The 20,157-nt window shown below is 57.1% G+C and carries 21 protein-coding genes; 13 read left to right on the top strand and 8 right to left on the bottom strand.

Annotated elements, in window-relative coordinates:
- Positions 1 to 3 precede the first annotated feature (3 nt).
- Both moaB and ERD84_RS15385 read left to right on the top strand, forming a co-directional pair.
- Positions 4 to 522 (top strand): molybdenum cofactor biosynthesis protein B, encoded by a 519-nt coding sequence (gene moaB, locus ERD84_RS15390; RefSeq protein ID WP_130040555.1) that lies wholly within the window; start codon positions 4 to 6, stop codon positions 520 to 522.
- Positions 515 to 1,720, top strand: a complete 1,206-nt coding sequence (locus tag ERD84_RS15385; protein WP_130040554.1) for a molybdopterin molybdotransferase MoeA — start codon at positions 515 to 517, stop codon at positions 1,718 to 1,720. Before moaB ends, ERD84_RS15385 begins: the two co-directional genes overlap by 8 nt.
- Here the strand turns inward: ERD84_RS15385 and mobA are convergent.
- Genes mobA through ERD84_RS15370 form a run of 3 tightly spaced genes read right to left on the bottom strand, consistent with a single transcriptional unit; the run spans position 1,702 to position 4,530 of the window.
- Complete coding sequence (mobA, locus tag ERD84_RS15380; protein WP_130040553.1) at positions 1,702 to 2,304, bottom strand: molybdenum cofactor guanylyltransferase MobA; 603 nt, start codon at positions 2,302 to 2,304, stop codon at positions 1,702 to 1,704. The genes ERD84_RS15385 and mobA overlap by 19 nt on opposite strands.
- Positions 2,301 to 3,401, bottom strand: a complete 1,101-nt coding sequence (gene moaA / locus ERD84_RS15375) for a GTP 3',8-cyclase MoaA (RefSeq protein ID WP_130040552.1) — start codon at positions 3,399 to 3,401, stop codon at positions 2,301 to 2,303. Before moaA ends, mobA begins: the two co-directional genes overlap by 4 nt.
- 22 nt (positions 3,402 to 3,423) lie before the next feature.
- A complete protein-coding gene (locus tag ERD84_RS15370; protein ID WP_130040551.1) occupies positions 3,424 to 4,530 on the bottom strand; it encodes a substrate-binding domain-containing protein in 1,107 nt (368 codons plus the stop codon).
- 211 nt (positions 4,531 to 4,741) lie between these two features.
- Here ERD84_RS15370 and ERD84_RS15365 point away from each other — a divergent pair, with 211 nt between their 5' ends.
- The 7 genes from ERD84_RS15365 (at position 4,742) to ERD84_RS15985 (ending at position 12,589) form a co-directional block, all read left to right on the top strand.
- The gene (locus ERD84_RS15365) at positions 4,742 to 5,248 is read left to right on the top strand and encodes a formate dehydrogenase subunit gamma (protein ID WP_130040550.1); all 507 of its coding nucleotides are present in this window, start codon (positions 4,742 to 4,744) and stop codon (positions 5,246 to 5,248) included.
- A complete protein-coding gene (locus ERD84_RS15360; protein WP_130040549.1) occupies positions 5,245 to 6,816 on the top strand; it encodes a formate dehydrogenase beta subunit in 1,572 nt (523 codons plus the stop codon). Before ERD84_RS15365 ends, ERD84_RS15360 begins: the two co-directional genes overlap by 4 nt.
- 11 nt (positions 6,817 to 6,827) lie before the next feature.
- Entirely contained in the window at positions 6,828 to 9,773 is a 2,946-nt protein-coding gene (gene fdhF, locus ERD84_RS15355; RefSeq protein WP_130040548.1) for a formate dehydrogenase subunit alpha, read from the top strand.
- Between the two features lie 13 nt (positions 9,774 to 9,786).
- Complete coding sequence (fdhD, locus tag ERD84_RS15350; protein WP_130040547.1) at positions 9,787 to 10,650, top strand: formate dehydrogenase accessory sulfurtransferase FdhD; 864 nt, start codon at positions 9,787 to 9,789, stop codon at positions 10,648 to 10,650.
- The gene (locus tag ERD84_RS15345; protein WP_130040546.1) at positions 10,647 to 10,910 is read left to right on the top strand and encodes a formate dehydrogenase subunit delta; all 264 of its coding nucleotides are present in this window, start codon (positions 10,647 to 10,649) and stop codon (positions 10,908 to 10,910) included. The genes fdhD and ERD84_RS15345 overlap by 4 nt, the downstream gene beginning before the upstream one ends.
- Before the next feature lie 123 nt (positions 10,911 to 11,033).
- A complete protein-coding gene (locus tag ERD84_RS15340) occupies positions 11,034 to 12,434 on the top strand; it encodes an L-lactate MFS transporter (protein WP_130040545.1) in 1,401 nt (466 codons plus the stop codon).
- A gap of 17 nt (positions 12,435 to 12,451) precedes the next feature.
- Positions 12,452 to 12,589, top strand: coding sequence for an MFS transporter small subunit (locus ERD84_RS15985; protein WP_167667517.1), 138 nt, complete (start codon positions 12,452 to 12,454; stop codon positions 12,587 to 12,589).
- 90 nt (positions 12,590 to 12,679) lie between these two features.
- Here the strand turns inward: ERD84_RS15985 and ERD84_RS15335 are convergent, their stop codons facing one another.
- Both ERD84_RS15335 and ERD84_RS15330 read right to left on the bottom strand, forming a co-directional pair.
- Positions 12,680 to 13,144, bottom strand: coding sequence for a universal stress protein (locus ERD84_RS15335; protein WP_130040544.1), 465 nt, complete (start codon positions 13,142 to 13,144; stop codon positions 12,680 to 12,682).
- A gap of 103 nt (positions 13,145 to 13,247) precedes the next feature.
- A complete protein-coding gene (locus ERD84_RS15330) occupies positions 13,248 to 13,589 on the bottom strand; it encodes a protein tyrosine phosphatase family protein (RefSeq protein ID WP_130040543.1) in 342 nt (113 codons plus the stop codon).
- A gap of 61 nt (positions 13,590 to 13,650) precedes the next feature.
- On the opposite strand from ERD84_RS15330, the gene ERD84_RS15325 reads away from it, so the two are divergent.
- The 4 genes from ERD84_RS15325 to ERD84_RS15310 all read left to right on the top strand — a co-directional run bounded on the left by ERD84_RS15325 (position 13,651) and on the right by ERD84_RS15310 (position 16,495).
- The gene (locus ERD84_RS15325; RefSeq protein ID WP_130040542.1) at positions 13,651 to 14,265 is read left to right on the top strand and encodes a GNAT family N-acetyltransferase; all 615 of its coding nucleotides are present in this window, start codon (positions 13,651 to 13,653) and stop codon (positions 14,263 to 14,265) included.
- 158 nt (positions 14,266 to 14,423) lie between these two features.
- Positions 14,424 to 14,828: a group III truncated hemoglobin gene (locus ERD84_RS15320; protein ID WP_130040541.1), complete on the top strand. Its 405-nt coding sequence runs from the start codon at positions 14,424 to 14,426 to the stop codon at positions 14,826 to 14,828.
- Positions 14,821 to 16,017: an NnrS family protein gene (locus ERD84_RS15315; RefSeq protein ID WP_130040540.1), complete on the top strand. Its 1,197-nt coding sequence runs from the start codon at positions 14,821 to 14,823 to the stop codon at positions 16,015 to 16,017. Before ERD84_RS15320 ends, ERD84_RS15315 begins: the two co-directional genes overlap by 8 nt.
- Positions 16,018 to 16,033: 16 nt before the next feature.
- On the top strand, positions 16,034 to 16,495 hold the full coding sequence (locus tag ERD84_RS15310; RefSeq protein WP_130040539.1) for an RrF2 family transcriptional regulator: 462 nt from the start codon (positions 16,034 to 16,036) through the stop codon (positions 16,493 to 16,495).
- Positions 16,496 to 16,498: 3 nt separating this feature from the next.
- Here ERD84_RS15310 and ERD84_RS15305 read toward each other — a convergent pair whose 3' ends face one another.
- The 3 genes from ERD84_RS15305 to ERD84_RS15295 all read right to left on the bottom strand — a co-directional run bounded on the left by ERD84_RS15305 (position 16,499) and on the right by ERD84_RS15295 (position 20,155).
- Positions 16,499 to 16,939 carry a MarR family winged helix-turn-helix transcriptional regulator gene (locus ERD84_RS15305; RefSeq protein WP_130040538.1) on the bottom strand — a complete coding sequence of 147 codons (441 nt, stop codon included), beginning with the start codon at positions 16,937 to 16,939 and terminating at the stop codon, positions 16,499 to 16,501.
- 37 nt (positions 16,940 to 16,976) lie between these two features.
- Positions 16,977 to 18,176 (bottom strand): phosphoglycerate dehydrogenase, encoded by a 1,200-nt coding sequence (gene serA / locus ERD84_RS15300; protein ID WP_130040537.1) that lies wholly within the window; start codon positions 18,174 to 18,176, stop codon positions 16,977 to 16,979.
- Positions 18,177 to 18,298: 122 nt separating this feature from the next.
- Positions 18,299 to 20,155: a dipeptide ABC transporter ATP-binding protein gene (locus ERD84_RS15295; RefSeq protein WP_130040536.1), complete on the bottom strand. Its 1,857-nt coding sequence runs from the start codon at positions 20,153 to 20,155 to the stop codon at positions 18,299 to 18,301.
- Positions 20,156 to 20,157: the final 2 nt, after the last annotated feature.

The raw sequence follows: 20,157 nt of genomic DNA, 5'->3' as shown, positions 1-20,157 counted from the left end.
TACATGAGCAAAGCAGCCCCCAATCGGCCTCCTGTTTCCCTGAGTTGTGCCGTCCTGACTATTTCCGACACTCGCGACAGCAGCAACGATACATCCGGCGACTATCTGGTCGACAGTCTGCTCGCTGCCGGTCACCGCTGCGACGCGCGCGCCATCACTCCGAGCAATCTGTATCAAATACGCAAAATCATCAGCGACTGGATAGCCAACGACAGCCTGCAGGTCATCATCACCAATGGCGGCACCGGCTTCACTCATGGCAAATCCACTGTCGACGCCATCTCTCCGCTACTGGACCAAACCATCACTGGTTTTGGCGAACTCTTCCGCCACTTGTCGTATCAGGATATTGGTAGCTCCACCCTGCAATCGGACGCCTTTGCCGGTGCGGCCAACAACACATTGGTGTTTTGCGTGCCCGGATCAACAGGCGCCTGCAAAACAGCCTGGGAAGGCATCATCAAAGAGCAGCTCGACAGCACACACCGCCCATGTAATTTCGGCAGCCATTACCATGCTTGATTTCGATACCGCCCAGGCCCAACTGGCCGCCGCAGGTGGCCACCCATCCATTACTGAAAAGTGCTCCCTGAGCCAGGCGCGCGGCCGTGTACTGGCCCAAACACTCTTTGCCACACTCGACCTGCCACCTGCCGACAACAGTGCCATGGATGGCTACGCCATCCGCCATGCCGACTACGCAGCGGGAAAAAGCCTGCCAGTGCAACAACGCTGCTACGCAGGCGCCAAACCCCAAGATCTGCTGCCGGGAAGCACCATACGCCTGTTCACAGGTAGCCTGTTACCCAAAGGGGCCGATACCGTCGTCATGCAGGAAGATGCAGATGAAAGCAATGATGAATTGCTTATCCAGCATGTCCCCAAGCTGGGCTCTCATATTCGCCACCGCGGCGAAGACATCCGGGCAGGCGAGCAGCTCTTCGCAAAAGGCAGCTTGCTGGGAGCCGCGCAAATTGCCATGCTGGCATCCCAGGGCTACGCCGAAGTCAGCGTCTATCCCGCACTTAAGGTCGGCATCCTCACTACGGGCGACGAGCTAGTCAACCCCGGCCAGCCTCGCAGCGACGAGCACATTTACAACTCAAATGGCACCATGCTGGCGGCGCTGGTAGAAAACATGGGAGCACGCGCAATACATGTCCTGCACGCGCTCGATACCGAAGCCTCTTTGCAATCGGCCTTGGCTACCCTGCTTCAGGATTGCGACCTGGTGCTGACAGTCGGTGGCGTATCAGTAGGCGAAAAAGACCTGGTAAAACCGGCCATTGAGCAATTCGGGGGCTCGCTAGACTTATGGCGTGTCTGCATGAAGCCCGGCAAGCCAGTGGCCCTGGCACATGCCGCCAACAAACCTATCGTCTGCCTGCCGGGCAATCCGGTGTCGGCCTTTGCCGTCTTTACCCTGCTGGTCAGCCCCTTGCTGCGAAGCATGCAAGGCCGGACCCGCATCATGCCGCCGCTAGGGTACGGCAAACTGAGCACCCAAAAAGAATTCAAGGATAGTCGTGAAGAATTTCTGCGGGTCAATGCCCAGGCCAATATCGAAGGCCATACTCACCTGAAACCCTACCCGCAGCAAGGCTCCGGCATCATCAGCTCTTTGTCATGGGCCAGCGGCCTTGCCCGGATTCCGGCCAATACATCGATCAAAGACGGCGATATCGTTCCGTACTACGATTTTCAACACTGGCTGGCATGATCCAGGTCTGCAGGCGTATTGATATTCAAGAAAAGGCCATCACCCTGAAAAACGACCGGCACTGCCTGGTGCTGGTCTTGCCATAGCTGCACTTTGCGATCACCGCCCATCAGATAATGGCGCAAGCTGTGTGCCAGCCGCACATGCAGCACCATGCATAGTGGATGCGCACGCTCCGTTGTACAGGCATAGGCAATAGGTGCAACATGGGCATCCACTGCCGCCAGCAGCTTCGATGCAAGGTCTGGCGGCACATTCACCACGTCTACAGGCAATACCATCAGCCAGGGCGTTCGGGCCATGGCCAGCGCCCGTTCCACACCCGCCAACGGCCCCAGGCTGTCGCCCAACGCGGCATCATCAGCTATGACCTCGCCATAGACTGCATAAGCCTGCGCATTACGATTGGCACTGATCAATACCGTTTGTACATGCGGTGTAAGAAAGCGCTGGGCATGGGCAACCAACGGCTCACCACGCACGTCCAGCAAGCCTTTATCGACGACCGTCCCCAGACCAGCCTGCATGCGCCTGGCCTGACCGCCAGCAAGAACCAGGCCCGTCAGCATGGCAGGGACTATCATCCGCCTATATAGCTCATTTCGATTTTTTCGCGACCTGCCGTATTGTGGCCGCGCTGCTCGGAATAGTGATCGTCTCGTGCTTGCCAGATGCCAGCCAGCGCGGCGGTCATCTGCGCATCGCTCGCACCATTGCGCATGAGCGCACGCAGATCATGGCCCTGGCTGGCGAACAGGCAAAGAAAAAACTTGCCTTCGGGCGACAGGCGCCCCCGCGTACAGCTTCCACAGAATGGTTGCGATACGCTAGTGATCAGCCCGATTTCGCCCGCCTGGTCGGTATAACGCCAACGTCGTGCCACCTCGCCAGAATAGCTGGCGGCGACGGGCTCGAGCGGAAACTCGTCAGTGATGCGCTGCAGGATTTGGGCACCTGTCAGCACCTCGTCGAGATTCCAGCCGTTGGTCGTGCCCACATCCATGAATTCTATGAAACGCAGAATATGACCAGTATGCCGGAATCGACGGGCCATCGGCACAATCTGATCATCGTTCATGCCTTTGCGCACCACCATGTTGACCTTGACCGGTGCCAGTCCCACACGCGCAGCTTCTTCGATACCGCTCAACACGGTATCGACGCTGACCTGGCTATCGCTCATGCGCTCGAATAATGGCTCGTCCAGCGCATCCAGGCTCACCGACACCCGGGATAAGCCAGCCTGTTTGAGCGCCAGTGCTTTCTTTTCGAGCAGCGTGCCGTTAGTGGTGAGAGTGATCTCTATAGGCAAGCCATCGGGTGTGCGCAGTGCTGCGAGCATGGCCACCAGAGTCTCGATATTTTTCCGCAACAGAGGCTCGCCGCCAGTCAGGCGAATTTTCTGAACCCCCAGCTGCACCGCCAGACTGGCAATGCGCGTGATCTCTTCGAAGCTAAGCAGCGCTGAATGCGGCATGAATTGATAGTTGCTGCCAAATACTTCTCGCGGCATGCAATAAGTGCAGCGAAAATTACAGCGATCAGTCACAGAAATACGCAGGTCTCGCAACGGCCTGTGCCGTGCATCGAGCGGCGCACTGCTAACAGCAGAGCGATTGATCGCCGAGGCCTGCACAGCACTGCCAGACTTTGGCGACTGATGAAAGATGACTTTACTCATAAGGTAATCATAAACCTATTGCCTATCTGCCCAGAGAAGCGACGAAGTCGGCACCAAAGGCCTCTTCGAGCGTCTGCACCTGCCCCATATGACTGGCATCATAGCCCACCAGTTGCGCAACATAAGCCTGATACTGATCTCCGTTCATCAAATCCAGCAAGCGCTGCATATTGGGCGTATCCAAGGTATCACGATGCACAGCAAAGAAGTAGCGTTCTTTGACCAGAGGAATGAATGCCAGGCCACAACGCCAGGCGGCAGTCTCCACCCCTATGCCCACATCGGCCATGCCGCTGGCAATATGCGCGGCAATCGCCATATGCGTGAATTCACTGCTGTCAAAACCCAGCACTTTGGCGGTATCGATCTTGAGCTGTTCCAGCATGAGCCCAACCAGAAAACGCGTGCTGGATCCTATTTGTCGATTGACGAAACGGACATCCTGATTGTTCAGAGCAGCAACCGAGGTGATGCCCTTGGGGTTATCCGGTTTGACGAACATGCCCGTATTGCGCACAGCCAAATGGATGAGACGATGACGATCAGGATCGAACCACTGCGCATAACGCTTAAGTATGGGCCGTTCGAACTCACCCACAGGTACCTGGAAGCCCGCCAGGTCACACTCAGCCCGATCGAGCGACGCCAGGGCCTCGATGGCGGTACGGTACCGCAACTCCAGCGGCGACATATCCATGCCGTTGGCCAGTTGCATCAGACCTTCAACGGCAAAACCGTGGCTGGCGTGCAAGCGCAGGCGCTGTGTGCTTTCGGGATACAGGCGTTCGAGCTCTTCCTGCAGTTCCGAAGCCATGCTTTCAAGTGTGGGCATAAGGCGTGCATCGAGGCGACGATTGGCCCAGATAAGATGCTGGCCAAAAGTCGTGAGCTTGGAGCCCTGCCGGCGCGAAGTTTCAATAAGCGGTGCTTCAAATTCTTTTTCGGCGTTGCGCAAAAGCCCCCAGGCATGCCGATACGACAGCCCACACGCCTTACAGGCGCCCGAAATATGCCCGGTGGCATCAACGGCCGCCAGCAAACGCAGCACCTCGCTTAATGACAGCAATGTGCCCGAAGGCTTTTCCAGCACCCACTCAGAGCTTAAACGCGCCTTGAACTTGTACGACATATGTCACCTCATACCGCTATTTATACGGTTTTATATGTTTTTAATTTCCTATAATTAAAGGAGGAAAAACATCTTATATGTGATTTTTTTCTTATTGATTGATTGATTTACCGAGTGTAGATTACCTTAAATTGAATAATTAGATATATGCAATTTAAAGCATATAAGAGACAGCAAACACAAAAAAGCTCCGCAAAGGAAGGAACGCGTCATGCATACGCCATCAGATTCAAATGAGTTCAGCCCGTCCGACGAAACCGTGCAGCAGGTCACACAACAGGCACTGCAACAATACGAGGGTCAACTAGGCAATCTGCTGCCCATCCTGCATGCCATACAACATGCGCTGGGCTGTATTCCCGCGCCAGCAGTTCCACTGCTGGCGCAGGCCTTACAGCGATCACGTGCAGAAATACAAGGCGTCATCAGCTTTTATCCGCATTTCCGCGAAACGCCCGCCGGGCCGGTTGTGCTCCAGGTTTGCCGGGCCGAGTCCTGCCAGGCCATGGGTGGCAATGCGCTGGCCGAGCACGCTCGTGCAAGCCTGGGCTGTGATTTCCATGAGACCACCGCTAATGGTGCCGTCACGCTCGAGCCCGTTTATTGCCTGGGTCTCTGTGCACAATCTCCGGCAGTCATGATCAATGACCAGCCATATGCCCGCATGACCCCTGAAAAACTCGACCGCCTGCTGCAGGCCGAAGGAGGCATGGCATGAGCACGGCCATCAAGGTATTTGTTCCCAAAGACAGCGCCGCCATCGCGGTAGGCGCCAATGCCGTCGCCGTCGCCGTCGCCCAGGAAGCTGAACGCCGTGGCCTGGCCATAGAGCTTGTGCGCAATGGTTCGCGCGGCCTGCTCTGGCTGGAAACCCTGGTCGAGATCCAGACTTCGGCCGGTCGCGTTGCCTATGGCCCCGTCGAACAGCAAGACGTGGCAGGGCTATTTGATGCGGGCTGGCTCGAAGGCAAACCCCATGCGCTGGCACACGGCCTGACCGAAGAAATTCCCTATTTGAAACGCCAAGAACGCCTTACCTTCGCCCGGGTCGGCATCACCGACCCTCTGTCCCTGTCTGACTACCAGGCTCACAATGGCTTCAAAGGGCTTGAACAGGCACTGACCCTATCGCCCTCTGCCATTGTCGAACAAGTCACCGCATCGGGCTTGCGCGGACGAGGCGGTGCCGCCTTTCCTACTGGCATCAAATGGAAAACCGTACTGGCTACACCTGCCGACCAGAAATACATAGTCTGCAACGCTGACGAAGGTGACTCCGGTACTTTTTCCGATCGCATGCTCATGGAGGGTGACCCCTATGTACTGATAGAAGGCATGACTATCGCAGGCCTGGCCACTGAAGCTACCTACGGCTACATCTACGTGCGCTCCGAATACCCCTATGCCATTGCAGCCCTTGAAACTGCCATAAGTCATGCACGCGAGGCCGGCTGGCTGGGAAGCAATATCCGCAACAGCGGACACGCCTTCGATCTGGAGGTTCGCACCGCTGCGGGCGCCTATATATGCGGCGAAGAAACCTCAATGCTTGAAAGCCTGGAAGGCAGGCGTGGCCTGGTTCGCGCCAAACCGCCACTACCAGCCATAGCCGGCCTGTTCGGCAAACCCACCGTCATCAACAACGTCATATCACTGGCTTCAGTACCCATTATTCTTGCGCGCGGTGCCGACTTCTATCGCGACTACGGCATGGGCCGGTCCACAGGCACCCTGCCCTTCCAGCTGGCCGGCAACCTGAAGCAAGGAGGCCTGGTTGAAAAGGCGTTTGGCCTGACACTGAACGAGCTTCTGTATGACTTTGGCGGTGGCAGCGCCAGCGGCAAGCCCTTGCGTGCAGTGCAGGTTGGCGGGCCCCTGGGCGCCTACCTGCCCGAGTCACAATGGAGTACACCCATAGACTACGAAGCTTACGCAGCCATGCAGGCCATGGTGGGGCACGGCGGCCTGGTGGCCTTCGATGAAACCGCCGATATGTCTGTCCTGGCTGAATACGCCATGGAATTCTGTGCCATCGAGTCCTGTGGCAAATGTACCCCCTGTCGCATTGGCGCCGTACGCGGCACCGAGGTCATAGCAAAAATACGCCGCAATGAACAACGCGAAGCCCAAGTTGTTCTGCTGCGCGATCTGTGCGACACCATGCTGGCCGGCTCCCTATGTGCATTGGGCGGCATGACGCCCTACCCCGTGCTGTCGGCGCTAGAACACTTTCCCGAAGACTTCGGCCTGCCCGCTACACAAACCAACAACACGCAAATCGCCTGACGGAGCCCACAATGCTAGAGACTATCGCCAAACGTGAACGGGATTTCGGCACCCCAGCTTCGACCAGCACCGAAACAGTTACGCTAACCATAGACGGCACCGACATGGAAGTACCTGCGGGTACGTCAGTCATGCGCGCCGCTGCAGAAGCCGGCATCAATATCCCCAAGCTGTGCGCTTCCGACAACCTCGAGGCCTTCGGCTCCTGCCGCCTGTGCCTGGTGCAGATCGAAGGCCGGCGCGGCTATCCGGCCTCATGCACCACCCCCGTCGAGAACGGCATGGTCATCTGGACGGAAACGCCCAAGCTGCACGAACTGCGCCGCAACGTGATGGAGCTGTATATTTCCGACCACCCCCTGGACTGCCTGACCTGTCCCGCCAACGGCGATTGCGAACTGCAAGACATGGCTGGTGTTGTCGGACTACGCAATGTGCGCTACGGATTTGACGGCGAGAACCACCTGAACGACACAGCAGACGAGTCCAATCCTTATTTCACCTATGACCCGAGCAAATGCATAGTCTGCAGCCGTTGCGTGCGCGCCTGCGATGAAGTCCAGGGTACATTTGCACTGACCATCACAGGTAGAGGCTTTGACTCGCGCGTAACAGCGGGGCAGCACGATTCCTTCCTGGATAGCGACTGCGTTTCCTGTGGCGCCTGTGTACAGGCCTGCCCCACCTCGTCGTTAATGGAAAAATCCGTCATCGAGATGGGTCAGGCCGAACATTCCATCATCACCACCTGCGCCTATTGCGGCGTGGGCTGCTCCTTCAAAGCCGAAATGAAAGGCCAGGAAGTCGTGCGCATGGTGCCCTGGAAAGACGGCCAGGCCAACCGCGGCCATTCCTGCGTCAAAGGGCGTTTTGCCTGGGGCTACGCTACCCACGAAGATCGCATGCTCAAGCCCATGATACGGGCCAGCATCAGCGACCCATGGCAGGAAGTCAGCTGGGACGAGGCCCTGAACCATGCAGCATCGGAGATCAAACGCATACAGGCCAAGTACGGGCAAAACTCGGTGGGCGGTCTGACTTCCTCGCGCTGTACCAACGAAGAAACCTACCTGGTTCAGAAACTGGTACGTGCCGCCTTTGGCACGAATAACGTCGATACCTGCGCCCGAGTCTGCCACTCGCCCACTGGCTACGGCCTGAAAACCACCCTAGGCGAATCAGCGGGCACCCAAACCTTCGACTCCGTCATGCATTCCGACGTGGTCATCGTCATGGGAGCCAACCCCAGCGCAGCCCACCCGGTATTCGCCTCGCGTCTGAAACGGCGTCTGCGAGAGGGCGCAAGACTCATAGTCATAGACCCACGCCAGATCGAGCTGGTCGACGCCCCGCACATCAAAGCCGACTATCACTTGCCCGTGCGTCCTGGCACCAACACAGCCGTACTCACCTGCATGGCTCACGTGATTGCCACAGAAGGCCTGATCGATGAAGCCTATGTAGCCGAGCGCTGCGAAACGCTGGCCTTCCAGCAATGGCGCGATTTCGTCTCATCGCCCGAGAACTCTCCCGAAGCCATGGAAGCCGAAACCGGTGTACCGGCAGCCGACCTGCGTGGCGCGGCACGCTTGTATGCAACGCAAGGCAATGGCGCCATTTATTATGGCCTGGGCGTCACCGAGCACAGCCAGGGCTCAACCACTGTGATGGCCATCGCCAACCTGGCCATGGCTACCGGCAACCTTGGCCGCGAGGGCGTAGGCGTGAATCCCTTGCGTGGACAGAATAATGTGCAGGGGTCCTGCGACATGGGCTCCTTCCCTCACGAGCTGCCCGGCTACCGCCATATTTCCGACGACGTCGTACGCGGCGAGTTCGAACGCGAATGGGGTGTCACGCTACAGGCCGAGCCTGGCCTGCGCATCCCAAACATGTTCGATGCGGCCATCAGCGGCTCATTCAAGGCCTTGTACTGCCAAGGTGAGGACATTGTTCAATCCGACCCCGATACCCAGCACGTCGCCGCAGCGCTCGCATCCATGGAGTGCATTATCGTCCATGATATTTTCCTGAATGAAACAGCCAAGTACGCGCACGTTTTCCTGCCGGGCTCATCTTTTCTTGAAAAAGACGGAACATTCACCAACGCCGAACGGCGCGTATCCCGGGTACGCAAAGTCATGGAGCCCAAGGCGGGCATGGCCGACTGGGAAGCAACCTGCGCGCTGTCCAACGCGCTGGGCTACCCCATGCACTACAACCACCCCAGCGAAATCATGGATGAAATCGCCCGCCTGACACCCACGTTCCAGGGCGTTTCATTCAAGAAAATCGACGAACTCGGCGGCAGCGTACAGTGGCCATGCAATGCCGATGCTCCCGATGGCACGCCCACCATGCACGTTAACGAGTTCGTGCGCGGCAAGGGCAAATTCATGATCACCAAATACATACCCAGCGACGAACGCAGCACACGTCAATTCCCATTGCTGCTCACCACCGGCCGCATCCTGTCGCAATACAACGTTGGGGCACAAACACGACGCACCCCGAACGTCTTGTGGCACAGCGAAGACCTGCTTGAAATGCATCCGCAAGATGCAGAAGATCGCGGCATACGCGCTGGCGATATGGTGGCGGTACAAAGCCGTTCGGGCGAAACCGTCCTGCGTGCCGACGTAACAACCCGCGTGCAGCCGGGAGTGCTTTACACCACCTTCCATTTTCCGGAATCAGGCGCAAACGTAGTCACCACCGACAGCACCGACTGGGCTACCGATTGTCCTGAATACAAAGTGACAGCAGTACAGGCCAGGCTGGTAACCGAACCTTCACAGTGGCAAGCCCGATGGTCGCGCTTCAGCGATATCCAGATGCAACTGCTGGACCAGAACAGGCAGGATGCCACGGCCACACAAAGCCCCAAACCTGAACAGCCTAAGGTGGCAGCTGAACCTGCCGAGACCTCGGCACAAACATTAACCCCTGCCCAATAGGATGACCGGCACCATGACAGCAAGCGATCAGCCTGACACTACAACGGTGCTGGCTGGCCATAAGTCTTACACAGTCCGGCGCGCGGGTGCCGGCAAACCCATGCACGCCGAGAACGACGAAATTGCCCAGGAAGTCCCCGTGGCACTGGAGTTCAACGGCATCAGCCATGCAACCTTGCTGCTGACGCCCGCCAATCTCGAGGATTTTGCCGTAGGTTTCGCCTACACCGAAGGCATTATCCGCACAGCCCGCGACATCTACGATCTGGATATCGTCGAGCGCCCGCAGGGCCTGGTCATACAAGTCACCATAGCCAGCGCCTGCCTGAACGAACTGAAGCTGCGCCGGCGCAACCTTGCCGGTCGCACAGGCTGCGGATTATGCGGCATCGAAAGTCTGGATGAAGTACAGCGGCAACTTGACCCATTACCGCTTCCCCAGCCCGGCCACTACTCGGCACAGGCCATATCAAAAGCGGTAGAACAGTTGCGTTCCATGCAAGCGCTGCACCAGACCACAGGTGCCACCCATGCGGCCGGATGGGCCAATAGCATCGGCGATATTGAATACGTGCGTGAGGACGTCGGACGCCACAATGCCCTGGACAAACTCATAGGCCATCGCTTGCGCCTGTTGCCGCAGCGGCCAAACTCCGACCAGGCCGGGTTCGCGGTGATTTCCAGCCGCGCCAGTTTCGAAATGGTTCAGAAGGCTGCCTCGGCAGGCATTTCTGCCCTCGTGGCGGTATCCGCCCCTACCTCTTACGCCATCGACATGGCGTGCCAATTGAACGTAATGCTGGCGGGCTTTGCGCGCGGCAACCTGTTCACCGTATACAGTCATCACGAATTCCTGGACAGCGGGAGCGCCTCTTGAACAACATAGACCACCTTATAAAACTGGCCAACCGCATAGGCGATTTTTTCGAAGCCTTACCAGACCGCGAAGAAGGTCTGGCCGGTATAGCCAACCATATTCAGAAATTCTGGGAACCCCGCATGCGTATCGCCATGCTGGATTTCCTGGAACAGCAGCCTGATGGCCAGGCAAGCACGATCGCCCTCAGCGATATTGCCCTGCTGGCCATTACCCGAAACAAGGAGCAACTGACTCCCAAAACCCGCACCGCCCCCTGACCCACCCATCCCTGCAGCACTCTATACACAACGACTCTCGAGCCGTTGCGGGGTTTCTTTTTTTCTTGCTTCTGCACATCAGTAATGAAGGCCGCTCCCAAAGCAGCCATTAGGAGACACAACATGAGCACAGCTTCAAAAGATAACGGTTTCTTCAGCAAGGAACGTATCACGGCTCCGCCTGGTTTCAACCGCTGGATGATTCCACCCGCCGCTTTGGCCGTACACCTTTGCATAGGGCAAGCCTACGCCTTCTCGGTATTCAACAACCCCATGACCAAGCTGCTGGGCATTACCGAGTCCACAGCGGGCGACTGGGATTTGCCTACCCTGGGCTGGATTTTCAGCCTGGCCATATTTTTCCTGGGACTGTCGGCCGCCTTCGCCGGCAAATGGCTGGAAGAGGTTGGTCCCCGCAAAGCCATGTTTGCTGCAGCATGCTGCTTTGGCGGCGGCTTCATGGTCGCGGCGCTAGGAGTACAGTTGCACCAGATATGGCTGGTCTACCTTGGATACGGCGTCCTTGGCGGCGTAGGCCTGGGCATAGGCTATGTTTCTCCTGTTTCCACACTGATCAAATGGTTTCCCGACAAGCGCGGCATGGCCACCGGCATGGCCATCATGGGCTTCGGCGGCGGCGCCTTCATTGCGTCACCCATGTCAGTCGCCCTGATGAAGCACTTCAGCACTCCTACATCGGTCGGTGTCGTCCAGACCTTTGTCGTCATGGGTGCGCTGTATTTCTGCTCGATGATGATAGGCGCATTTGCCATACGCATTCCTGCTGCCGATTGGAAACCCAACGGCTGGGAACCCAAAGCCAACCAGAATGCAATGATTTCACGTAATCATGTACATATCGACCAAGCCTTGAAGACACCTCAGTTCTGGTTGTTGTGGTGGGCACTGTGCCTGAACGTCACGGCCGGCATAGGCGTGCTCGGACAGGCTTCCGTGATGATCCAGGAAAGCTTCAAAGGTGCCATCACTCCCGCTGCTGCGGCAGGCTTCGTGGGAGTCATGTCGCTAGCCAACATGCTGGGCCGTTTCTTCTGGTCATCAGTATCTGACTACATGGGCCGCAAGAACACCTATTCGATCTTTTTTGTACTGGGCACAGCACTCTACTTCCTGGTGCCTGGCATGGGCTCGGCGGGCAATGTAGCCCTGTTTGTGCTGTTCTACTGCATCATCATTTCCATGTATGGCGGCAGCTTCTCGACCGTTCCCGCCTACTTGGCCGATCTTTTTGGTACCCGTTATGTAGGTGGCATACATGGCCGTCTGCTGACTGCCTGGGCAGCCGCCGGCATATTCGGCCCCACACTGGTGAACTACATCCGGCAATACCAGGTTGACCACGGTGTACCTGCTGCTCAGTCGTATACCGCCACCATGTACCTGATGTCCGGCCTGCTGGTTGTCGGCTTTATCTGCAACATGATGGTTCGCCCGGTCGCTACACGCCACCATATGGGCAATGAACAGGCAGGTGTCTTGTCACCGGCCCTGGCCACTAAATAATAAACAGAGGAGTCTGCATGGAACAAACCAACAGCCCAATCACACGATCAAATCCTTCGCCGATCATAGTGATTATTTTCTGGCTCTACGTGGGCATACCCCTGGCAATCGGCGTGTGGGAAACGCTGCTTAAAGCCAGCGCCTTGTTCAAATAGCCCACTCAAAAGCAAGAACCCCCGGTGCCATGTCATGGCACCGGGGGTTCTCGCTTTGTGTGGCCCCGGCACAGTTTGCCGGGAGGGGTTTTAGTCGGCGCTTTCCTTGACCCTATAGACCAGCACCGCTGTCTTGGCGAGGCTAAGTACCTTGATGGTAACGCTGCCCAGCAATAAACGCGACAAACCACTGCGCCCGTGACTGCCAATGAAGATGAGATCGCAGCCCTCTTCTTCGGCAGCCTGGACGAGACCGTCGGCCACATTGAAATTGGACACCGCCTTGCCCGTTGCCTTGACGCCCGCGGTTTCCGCGCGATCGAGCACGGATTTGAGGTATTTTTCAGCTTGCTGCTGAGCGGTTTTGTCGTAGTCTTCGTCAGTTATGGCATAGGCTGCCGCCATGCCATCAAACCCGACAGTGGCCGCAAAGGGCTGGGTCACGTATAAAGCCACGATTTCAGCACCCGTTTCACGCGCAAAGCATACGCCCTTGTTGGCCGCTTGCGCCGATAGTTTTGAACCGTCGGTTGGAATAAGTATTTTCTTGAACATGATTTCAGCCCCATGGGTTGTCGATGGAATCAAGCTTAACCTCTACAACATGGTAAATATAACTAGTAAATACACTGCCTAGTGTTGAGCAACATCAAAGACATCATAAAGCACTGGCAGCCTGAAACAAGTACGTGCAACGGGTACCTGTCCGGCAAAAGGCCAGTACGGGCGCGGGCAACGATTCAAGGTTTTTGGCAAACTGCACCACATCGTCAGGCGTCATGGCACCGCTGACGACTGGCTGATAAACGACCTCGAGTCCGGCCACACGAGCCGCAGTCATGACTTCGTTGGACAGCGGCTGATCGGGCCCACCTTCGAGGTCTGGGCGATTGATAATCACGCTTTTAAAACCAGCATCTGCCACGGCCTGCATGTCTTCCGGAGCAAGCTGTGGTGCTACGGCAAAATTATCAGTCAGTGCATTGATGGGAACAGACATAGAGACCTCCTGGTGTATATACTTGAAATGACGTATTCCGCGTTTTGCCTGAGGAAATAGTATGACCAGTGCCAGCCCTACGCAAGCCCCCGAACCCAGCTTTACCGACGACAGCGACACTAGCGCCACCACTATAATACGCGATGCCACACCCGATGATATGGCTGCAATACAAGCCATATACGCCCACCACGTTCTGCGAGGCACGGCAACCTTCGAAGAGATCCCTCCTTCCGTTCAGGAAATGCAGGCCCGGCTTGCTCATATCGTCTCATTAGGCCTGCCATACCTCCTGGCCGAGTCCAATGGCCAGATAGCTGGGTATTGTTATGCATCGTCCTATCGCCCTCGCGCGGCCTACCGCTATACCCTTGAAAACTCCATTTACCTGGCCGAAAACCAGATGGGCCGAGGCTTGGGCAAAATGCTGCTGCACGCGCTTATCAATCGCTGCGAACAAGGTCCGTGGCGCCAGATGATCGCCGTGATTGCCGGCAACAATAATCTGGCCTCCATAGGCCTGCATCGCAGCCTGGGCTTCACTCATGCGGGCACTCAGCCAGCCACAGGCTTCAAGTTCAATCAATGGATAGATGTCGTGTTCATGCAACGCGCCCTGGGTGCAGGCAGCACCACACTGCCCGACAGCCCAGCCCCCTCGTCGCCCCAGCCTTGAAACCTGAAGCTTCACCGGCAGGCGAAAATAGCACGGACTGCCACCTGTCCGCATTGACGGTCAGCCAGTTTTTTTATAAGATTACTATTAAATAAATCTTTAATAGTGCCACCCTGCTCACGCACGGCCTTTCTTTCAACCTCCTCGCTGGAATCCACATGGCTAGAGGCGAACTCTGCACCGAAGAAGAAATCAAAACGCTGGTCTACAACTTTTATGACCGCATACGCGCCGACACTGCGCTAGGCCCTATTTTTGACGAGCATATCGATGATTGGGACAAGCATCTGCACATCATGGTGCAATTCTGGTCATCCATGCTGCTGGGTACAGGTTCGTACAGCGGCACGCCCATGCCCAAACACGTCGCTCTGCCCGGCCTGAAGGCCGAACTGTTCAGCCAGTGGCTGGCCCTTTTCCATCAAACCACCCAGGAACTGCCCAATAAGGCTTTTGCCGAACGCGCCGACGAATACGCACAGCGCATCGCCCGCAGCCTCTGGTATGGCTACCAATTGAACCGGCATCCTGACACGCCCCTTACGGAGATCAGCCATGGCTGAGTCGCTGCACTCCCTCACGCCGCCCAAAACCGGAACTCGACCCGATATGCAGGCGTTCCTTAGCCTCGGTTTCAGGCCTCTATACATTGCAGGCGGCGGTTGGGCTCTTATTTCCATAGCCATCTGGATCTTCGCGCCGCAATGGCTCAATGCCCCACTGGCAGGCATGGCCTGGCACGCTCACGAAATGTTATGGGGCTTTATTGCCACGATTGCCGTCGCATTTTTGCTGACGGCCAGCGCCACCTGGACGGGTTTCAATCCCCTGAAAGGCACCCCGCTTGGGCTGGTGTGCCTGTTATGGGTCGTGGCACGTGGCGGCTTCCTTATCGGCGGCGACATCGCCACACATGTCGCCTGCGCCAGTGAGCTGGCGTTTTTCGTCATCAGTGCAATCTGCCTGATGCGTGTCATGATCAAAGGAAAGAGTCGTCGCAATTACGGCCTTCCCCTTCTGGTCCTGGGCCTGGGCATAGCCGACGCCTTGTATTTGCGTGCAGCGCTTAGCGGCGATTACGTATTACTGATGCAGCGCTTTGACCTCGGCCTGATCTGCATGGCCGTCATCGCCTTGCTTATTGCCCGCCGGGTCATCCCCTTTTTCTCGATGCGCATGGTGCCCGGGCTGGACATTCCCATGCAGGTACGTAGCGGCCATATACAAATGGTGGTCAGCATTCTGGCCATAATTCTGGGCATTGCCGGTCAGCACCGTCTCATGGCGGTGGCATTGGCCATAACAGGCGTCATCAGCCTATGGCAAACCGTGCGCTGGAAGCCGCTAGCCATACTGCACAAACCCATGCTCTGGATCCTGTACCTGGGCTACATCGCCATGGGCATAGGCTTGCTGTTTGCCGCCTGGCACTCGAGCGGACTGGCCAGCGGCGTGCTCACGCGATCAGCCGTGCATGTGCACATCATAGGCATGGGTGGTTTCTCCGTTCTGATCATAGGCATGCTCACACGCACCGCTCTCGGACACCTGGGTCACCCCCTCAAACTGGACAACAGCATGCTGCTCAGCTACTACCTGGTGATCGTTGCCGTTGTACTGCGATTGGCGGCACTCTGGCCCAGCAACGCCAGCCTGATGCTGCTGGACGCCAGTGCACTGAGCTGGATAGCAGCCATGGCCCTCTATTTGTGGCGCTTTGTTCCCATGCTCATACGCCCTCGCGCGTCGTAATGGCGGAAAGCACATCATGCGGCTGACTACCATGACTGATTATGCGATGCGCTTGCTCATGTATGTAGGCCGGCATCCTGATCGCCTATGCACGATTGCCGAAATCGCCCAGGCCTACCGCATATCTGAACCACATCTGATGAAGATAACGCATCGCCTGGCCCAGCGCGGCTGGCTGGAAACCATACGCGGCAAAAACGGCGGCATGCGTCTGGCTCATCTACCCGAAGAAATCAATTTGGGTGCAGTGGTGCGCGACACTGAAAACGACCTGGCCCTGGTTGAATGCTTCGTGGCAGACAACGCCTGTACGCTTAGCGGCCAATGCAATCTGACAACAATCATCGACGGCGCCCTGCAACAGTTCATGCAGCACCTCGACCGCTACACTTTGGCCGACATCATTCCGCGCCCCACAGAAGGTACGACAGCCCCCGTCACCTTCGCCAAACTGGACAAGACGAGTAACCGCCGGTAATGCCTAGGGCTGAATATTACGCAGTAATTTCATCAGCAAGGGCCGCAAGGAGTTCAGTTCATTCAGGTGGGTGGCAGACAGCACTGCCAATTTTTCTTCTGCTAACGCGGTCAGCGCTATACGTACTTTTCGCCCGTCATCAGGATCCTTCAGGCGTTTGACAAGGCCCATACGCCCGAGCCGGTTGATGAGTTCCACCGCACTATGAGGACGTATCAACAACTGCTCTGCCACATCGCCCACGCTCGGTGGCGTCTTTGCACTTAATGCCTTAATCGACAAGAGCGCCTGATGCTGCTGCGGCTTAAGCCCCTCTTGCAGTGCAGCCAATTCGCTGAATCCATGATAACGCCGTAGCGTCAGGCGAAAGGCAGCCAGCATCTGATAATCGTCTTGTGTAGGCCTGCCCTTGGGCTGGCCTACGGCTTTCCTGGAAGCAATCATATGGCTACGCTACCTGGGCGATATGAACCCGACCATGCTAGACCACGTCACAGCGGACCGTAATAGGGTGCGCCCGCAATACCGACATCACCGTGTCGTCAACCTTGCCCTCGACGTCGGAAATCACATAGCCGATCTGACCGAGAGTCTGCAGCTGCTGGCTGACAATATTAAGCCCATGCTCGGCCATCATGTTGCTGAGCGTGCCCATGGCGCCCGGCAGGTTGCGGTGCACATGCAGAATGCGAGCAGCGCCGGTGGCTTCCTGATAGGAAATTTCGGGGAAGTTGACGGCGCCCTTTGTGGTGCCGCTCAGGACAAAACGCAATAGTTTCTCGGCGACTTCGCGACCGATGTTTTCCTGGGACTCTTGTGTACTGCCGCCGATATGCGGCGTAAGCAACACGTTATGCATGCCGATCAGAGGGCTGGCCAGCGGTTCGTCGACGCTTTTTGGCTCGGAGGGGAAAACATCGAGTGCCGCCCCCGACAAATGGCCTGACTTCAGGGCTTCGTGCAAGGCGGCGATGTCGACGACGGTGCCGCGGGATGCGTTGATCAGGATGGAACCCGGCTTCATGGCGGCAATAGCCGTGGCATTCATGATATTGGCCGTACCTTTGCCGCCGGGAACGTGCAGCGTGACGACATCAGACTGCGCCAGCAGTTTTTTTAGCGAAGTCGTGGCCCGTGCGTTACCCAAAGGGAGCTTGGCTTCGACATCATGGAAAACCACCCGCATGCCCGCTGCTTCGGCAAGCGTGCCCACTTGCGAGCCAATATTGCCGTAGCCTATGATGCCCAGCGTTTTTCCGCGTGCTTCGAAGGCACCCTCGGCCGTTTTGTCCCAATGGCCTTGGTGCACACGCGCATTTTTTTCAGGGATGCGCCGCAACAATAATATGGCTTCACCCAGCACCAGTTCGGCTACCGAACGCGTATTTGAGAACGGAGCGTTGAAAACCGGTATGCCATGCAGCATGGCGGCATCTAGGTCAACCTGATTGGTACCGATGCAGAAACATCCCACAGCCCGCAGATCGGGGGCCTGAGCCAGCAACTCGGCATCAAGATGCGTGCGCGATCGTATGCCTACAATGTGCGCACTGCGCAAGGCTTCACGCAAGGCGTCGGCCGGCAACGAGGAGGCGTGCGTGATGACATCGTCCATACCTGCTGCGGTAAAGACTTCTTTGGCGCTGGGGTGAATGTTTTCAAACAGGACGATACGGCTCATGAAACAGGGGCTCCGTGCAAAAGTAGGTGTAAACGACTATTGTGGACTATTTTAGGGCTAAATACCTGTTAAGCCATGCCACCTACTCGGGAAATTGTGCACATCCACTGAAAATCTTCTGTTCAGTACACCCCTACGGAATGGCGGGCAACAAAATGCCCCTCACCAACCTGCACCAGCGGCTCGACGACAGGCAGGTCATTCACACTACGCACCACACTGGGAATCTCATCCACCAAAAGCGAATGGCTGCGATGACGTGAAGCGGGATCGGCGATCGGAACCGCTTCCATCAACTTCCGGGTATAGGGGTGCTGAGCTTGTTCAAATATGGCCTGCCGAGGGCCGATTTCCACCACCTGCCCCAAGTACATCACCACCACGCGGTGACTGATGCGCTCAACCACCGCCATATCGTGCGAAATGAACAGAATGGCCAAGCCAAGCTCACGCTGCAGATCCAGCAGCAGATTGACGATTTGCGCCTGGATCGACACATCCAGCGCCGACACCGATTCGTCTGCAATAATGACTTTGGGGTTGAGCGCCAGAGCACGCGCAATGCAGATGCGCTGGCGCTGCCCGCCCGAGAACTCGTGTGGGTAACGATCAGCCATCTCGGGCGCCAGGCCGCACTTTTCCATGAGCCACCGAACCCGCTCCTCGGCTGCACGCCCCTTGGCTACGCCATGTATCAGCAAAGGCTCCATGATTGAATAACCGACCGTTACACGCGGGTCCAGCGAAGCGAAAGGATCTTGAAATATAAACTGGATGTGCCTGCGCAAGGCTTGCATGTCGCGCCCACGCAGCAAGCTGACATCTTGCCCTTCGAATATGACCTTGCCGCCGCAAGCAGCCTCCAGCTGGGCCAGTGAACGGCCTGTCGTGGTCTTGCCGCAGCCCGACTCCCCCACTACCGCCAGTGTTTCTCCGGGATACAGTTCGAAACTGACCTGCTCGACGGCATGCACCCGGTGCCTGACCCGGCCGAGGAGACCACTGGCAAGGTCGAAGCGTGTCACCAGCTTGTCTACCTGCAATAGCGGCGCCTGATCGTAGCGTGCGGTGCTGGCCGGCGCTGGGTCAGATGTCGTGGCCAGCTTGCCTGAAACATCAAGCAGGGTGAAGGGAGCAGGTGCGCTGCTGCCTTTCATTGCCCCCAATTTCGGCACTGCCGACAACAACGCCCGGGTGTAAGGATGTTGCGGCCGCAGGAAAATATCGCCGGCATGGTTCTCTTCGACCTTGATACCACGATGCATGACCATGACCCGGTCAGCCACCTCAGCAACCACGCCCATGTCGTGGGTGATGAAGATCACCCCCATGTTCATGTCCTGCTGCAGCTGTCGTATCAATTGCAGAATCTGTGCCTGGATAGTGACGTCGAGCGCCGTCGTTGGTTCATCGGCAATCAGAACCTGGGGGCGGCACGATAAGGCCATCGCAATCATGATGCGCTGACGCATGCCCCCCGACAACTGGTGGGGATAACGGCCCTGCACGGCGCGTGCGTCGGGAATTCGCACGACCTCCAGCAAACGTAGGGTCTCGGCCTGCGCGGCCTTTGCATCCATGCCCTGGTGCAAGTGCAATGCTTCGGCAATCTGACTGCCTACAGTAAAACTGGGATTCAAGGAGGTCATGGGCTCCTGAAAGATCATGGCGATCTCGGCGCCCCGTATAGCACGCATGCCGGCTTCTGATGTAGTGGCCAAGTCCTGCCAACGGCCGTCGCCGCGGCGCAGTTGTATCTCACCCTGTGTGATTCGTCCGTTACCGAATTCGATCAGTCGCATCAATGACAATGAAGTCACCGACTTGCCTGACCCCGACTCGCCCACGATCGCCAGCGTCTCGCCCTGGTCAACATGGAACGATAGGTCACGAACAGCCTCAACCTTGCGCTCGGGCGTAATAAAGGTCACAGCCAATTGGTTGACCTGCAGGACGCGCTTATTGTCTGTGATTTGCATAG

The organism is Pollutimonas harenae (assembly GCF_004153685.1).
GTDB classification, from domain to species: Bacteria; Pseudomonadota; Gammaproteobacteria; order Burkholderiales; family Burkholderiaceae_B; genus Pusillimonas_C; species Pusillimonas_C harenae.
Note: the sequence above shows the minus strand (reverse complement) of the source record. Positions and strands in the feature narration are given on the sequence as shown.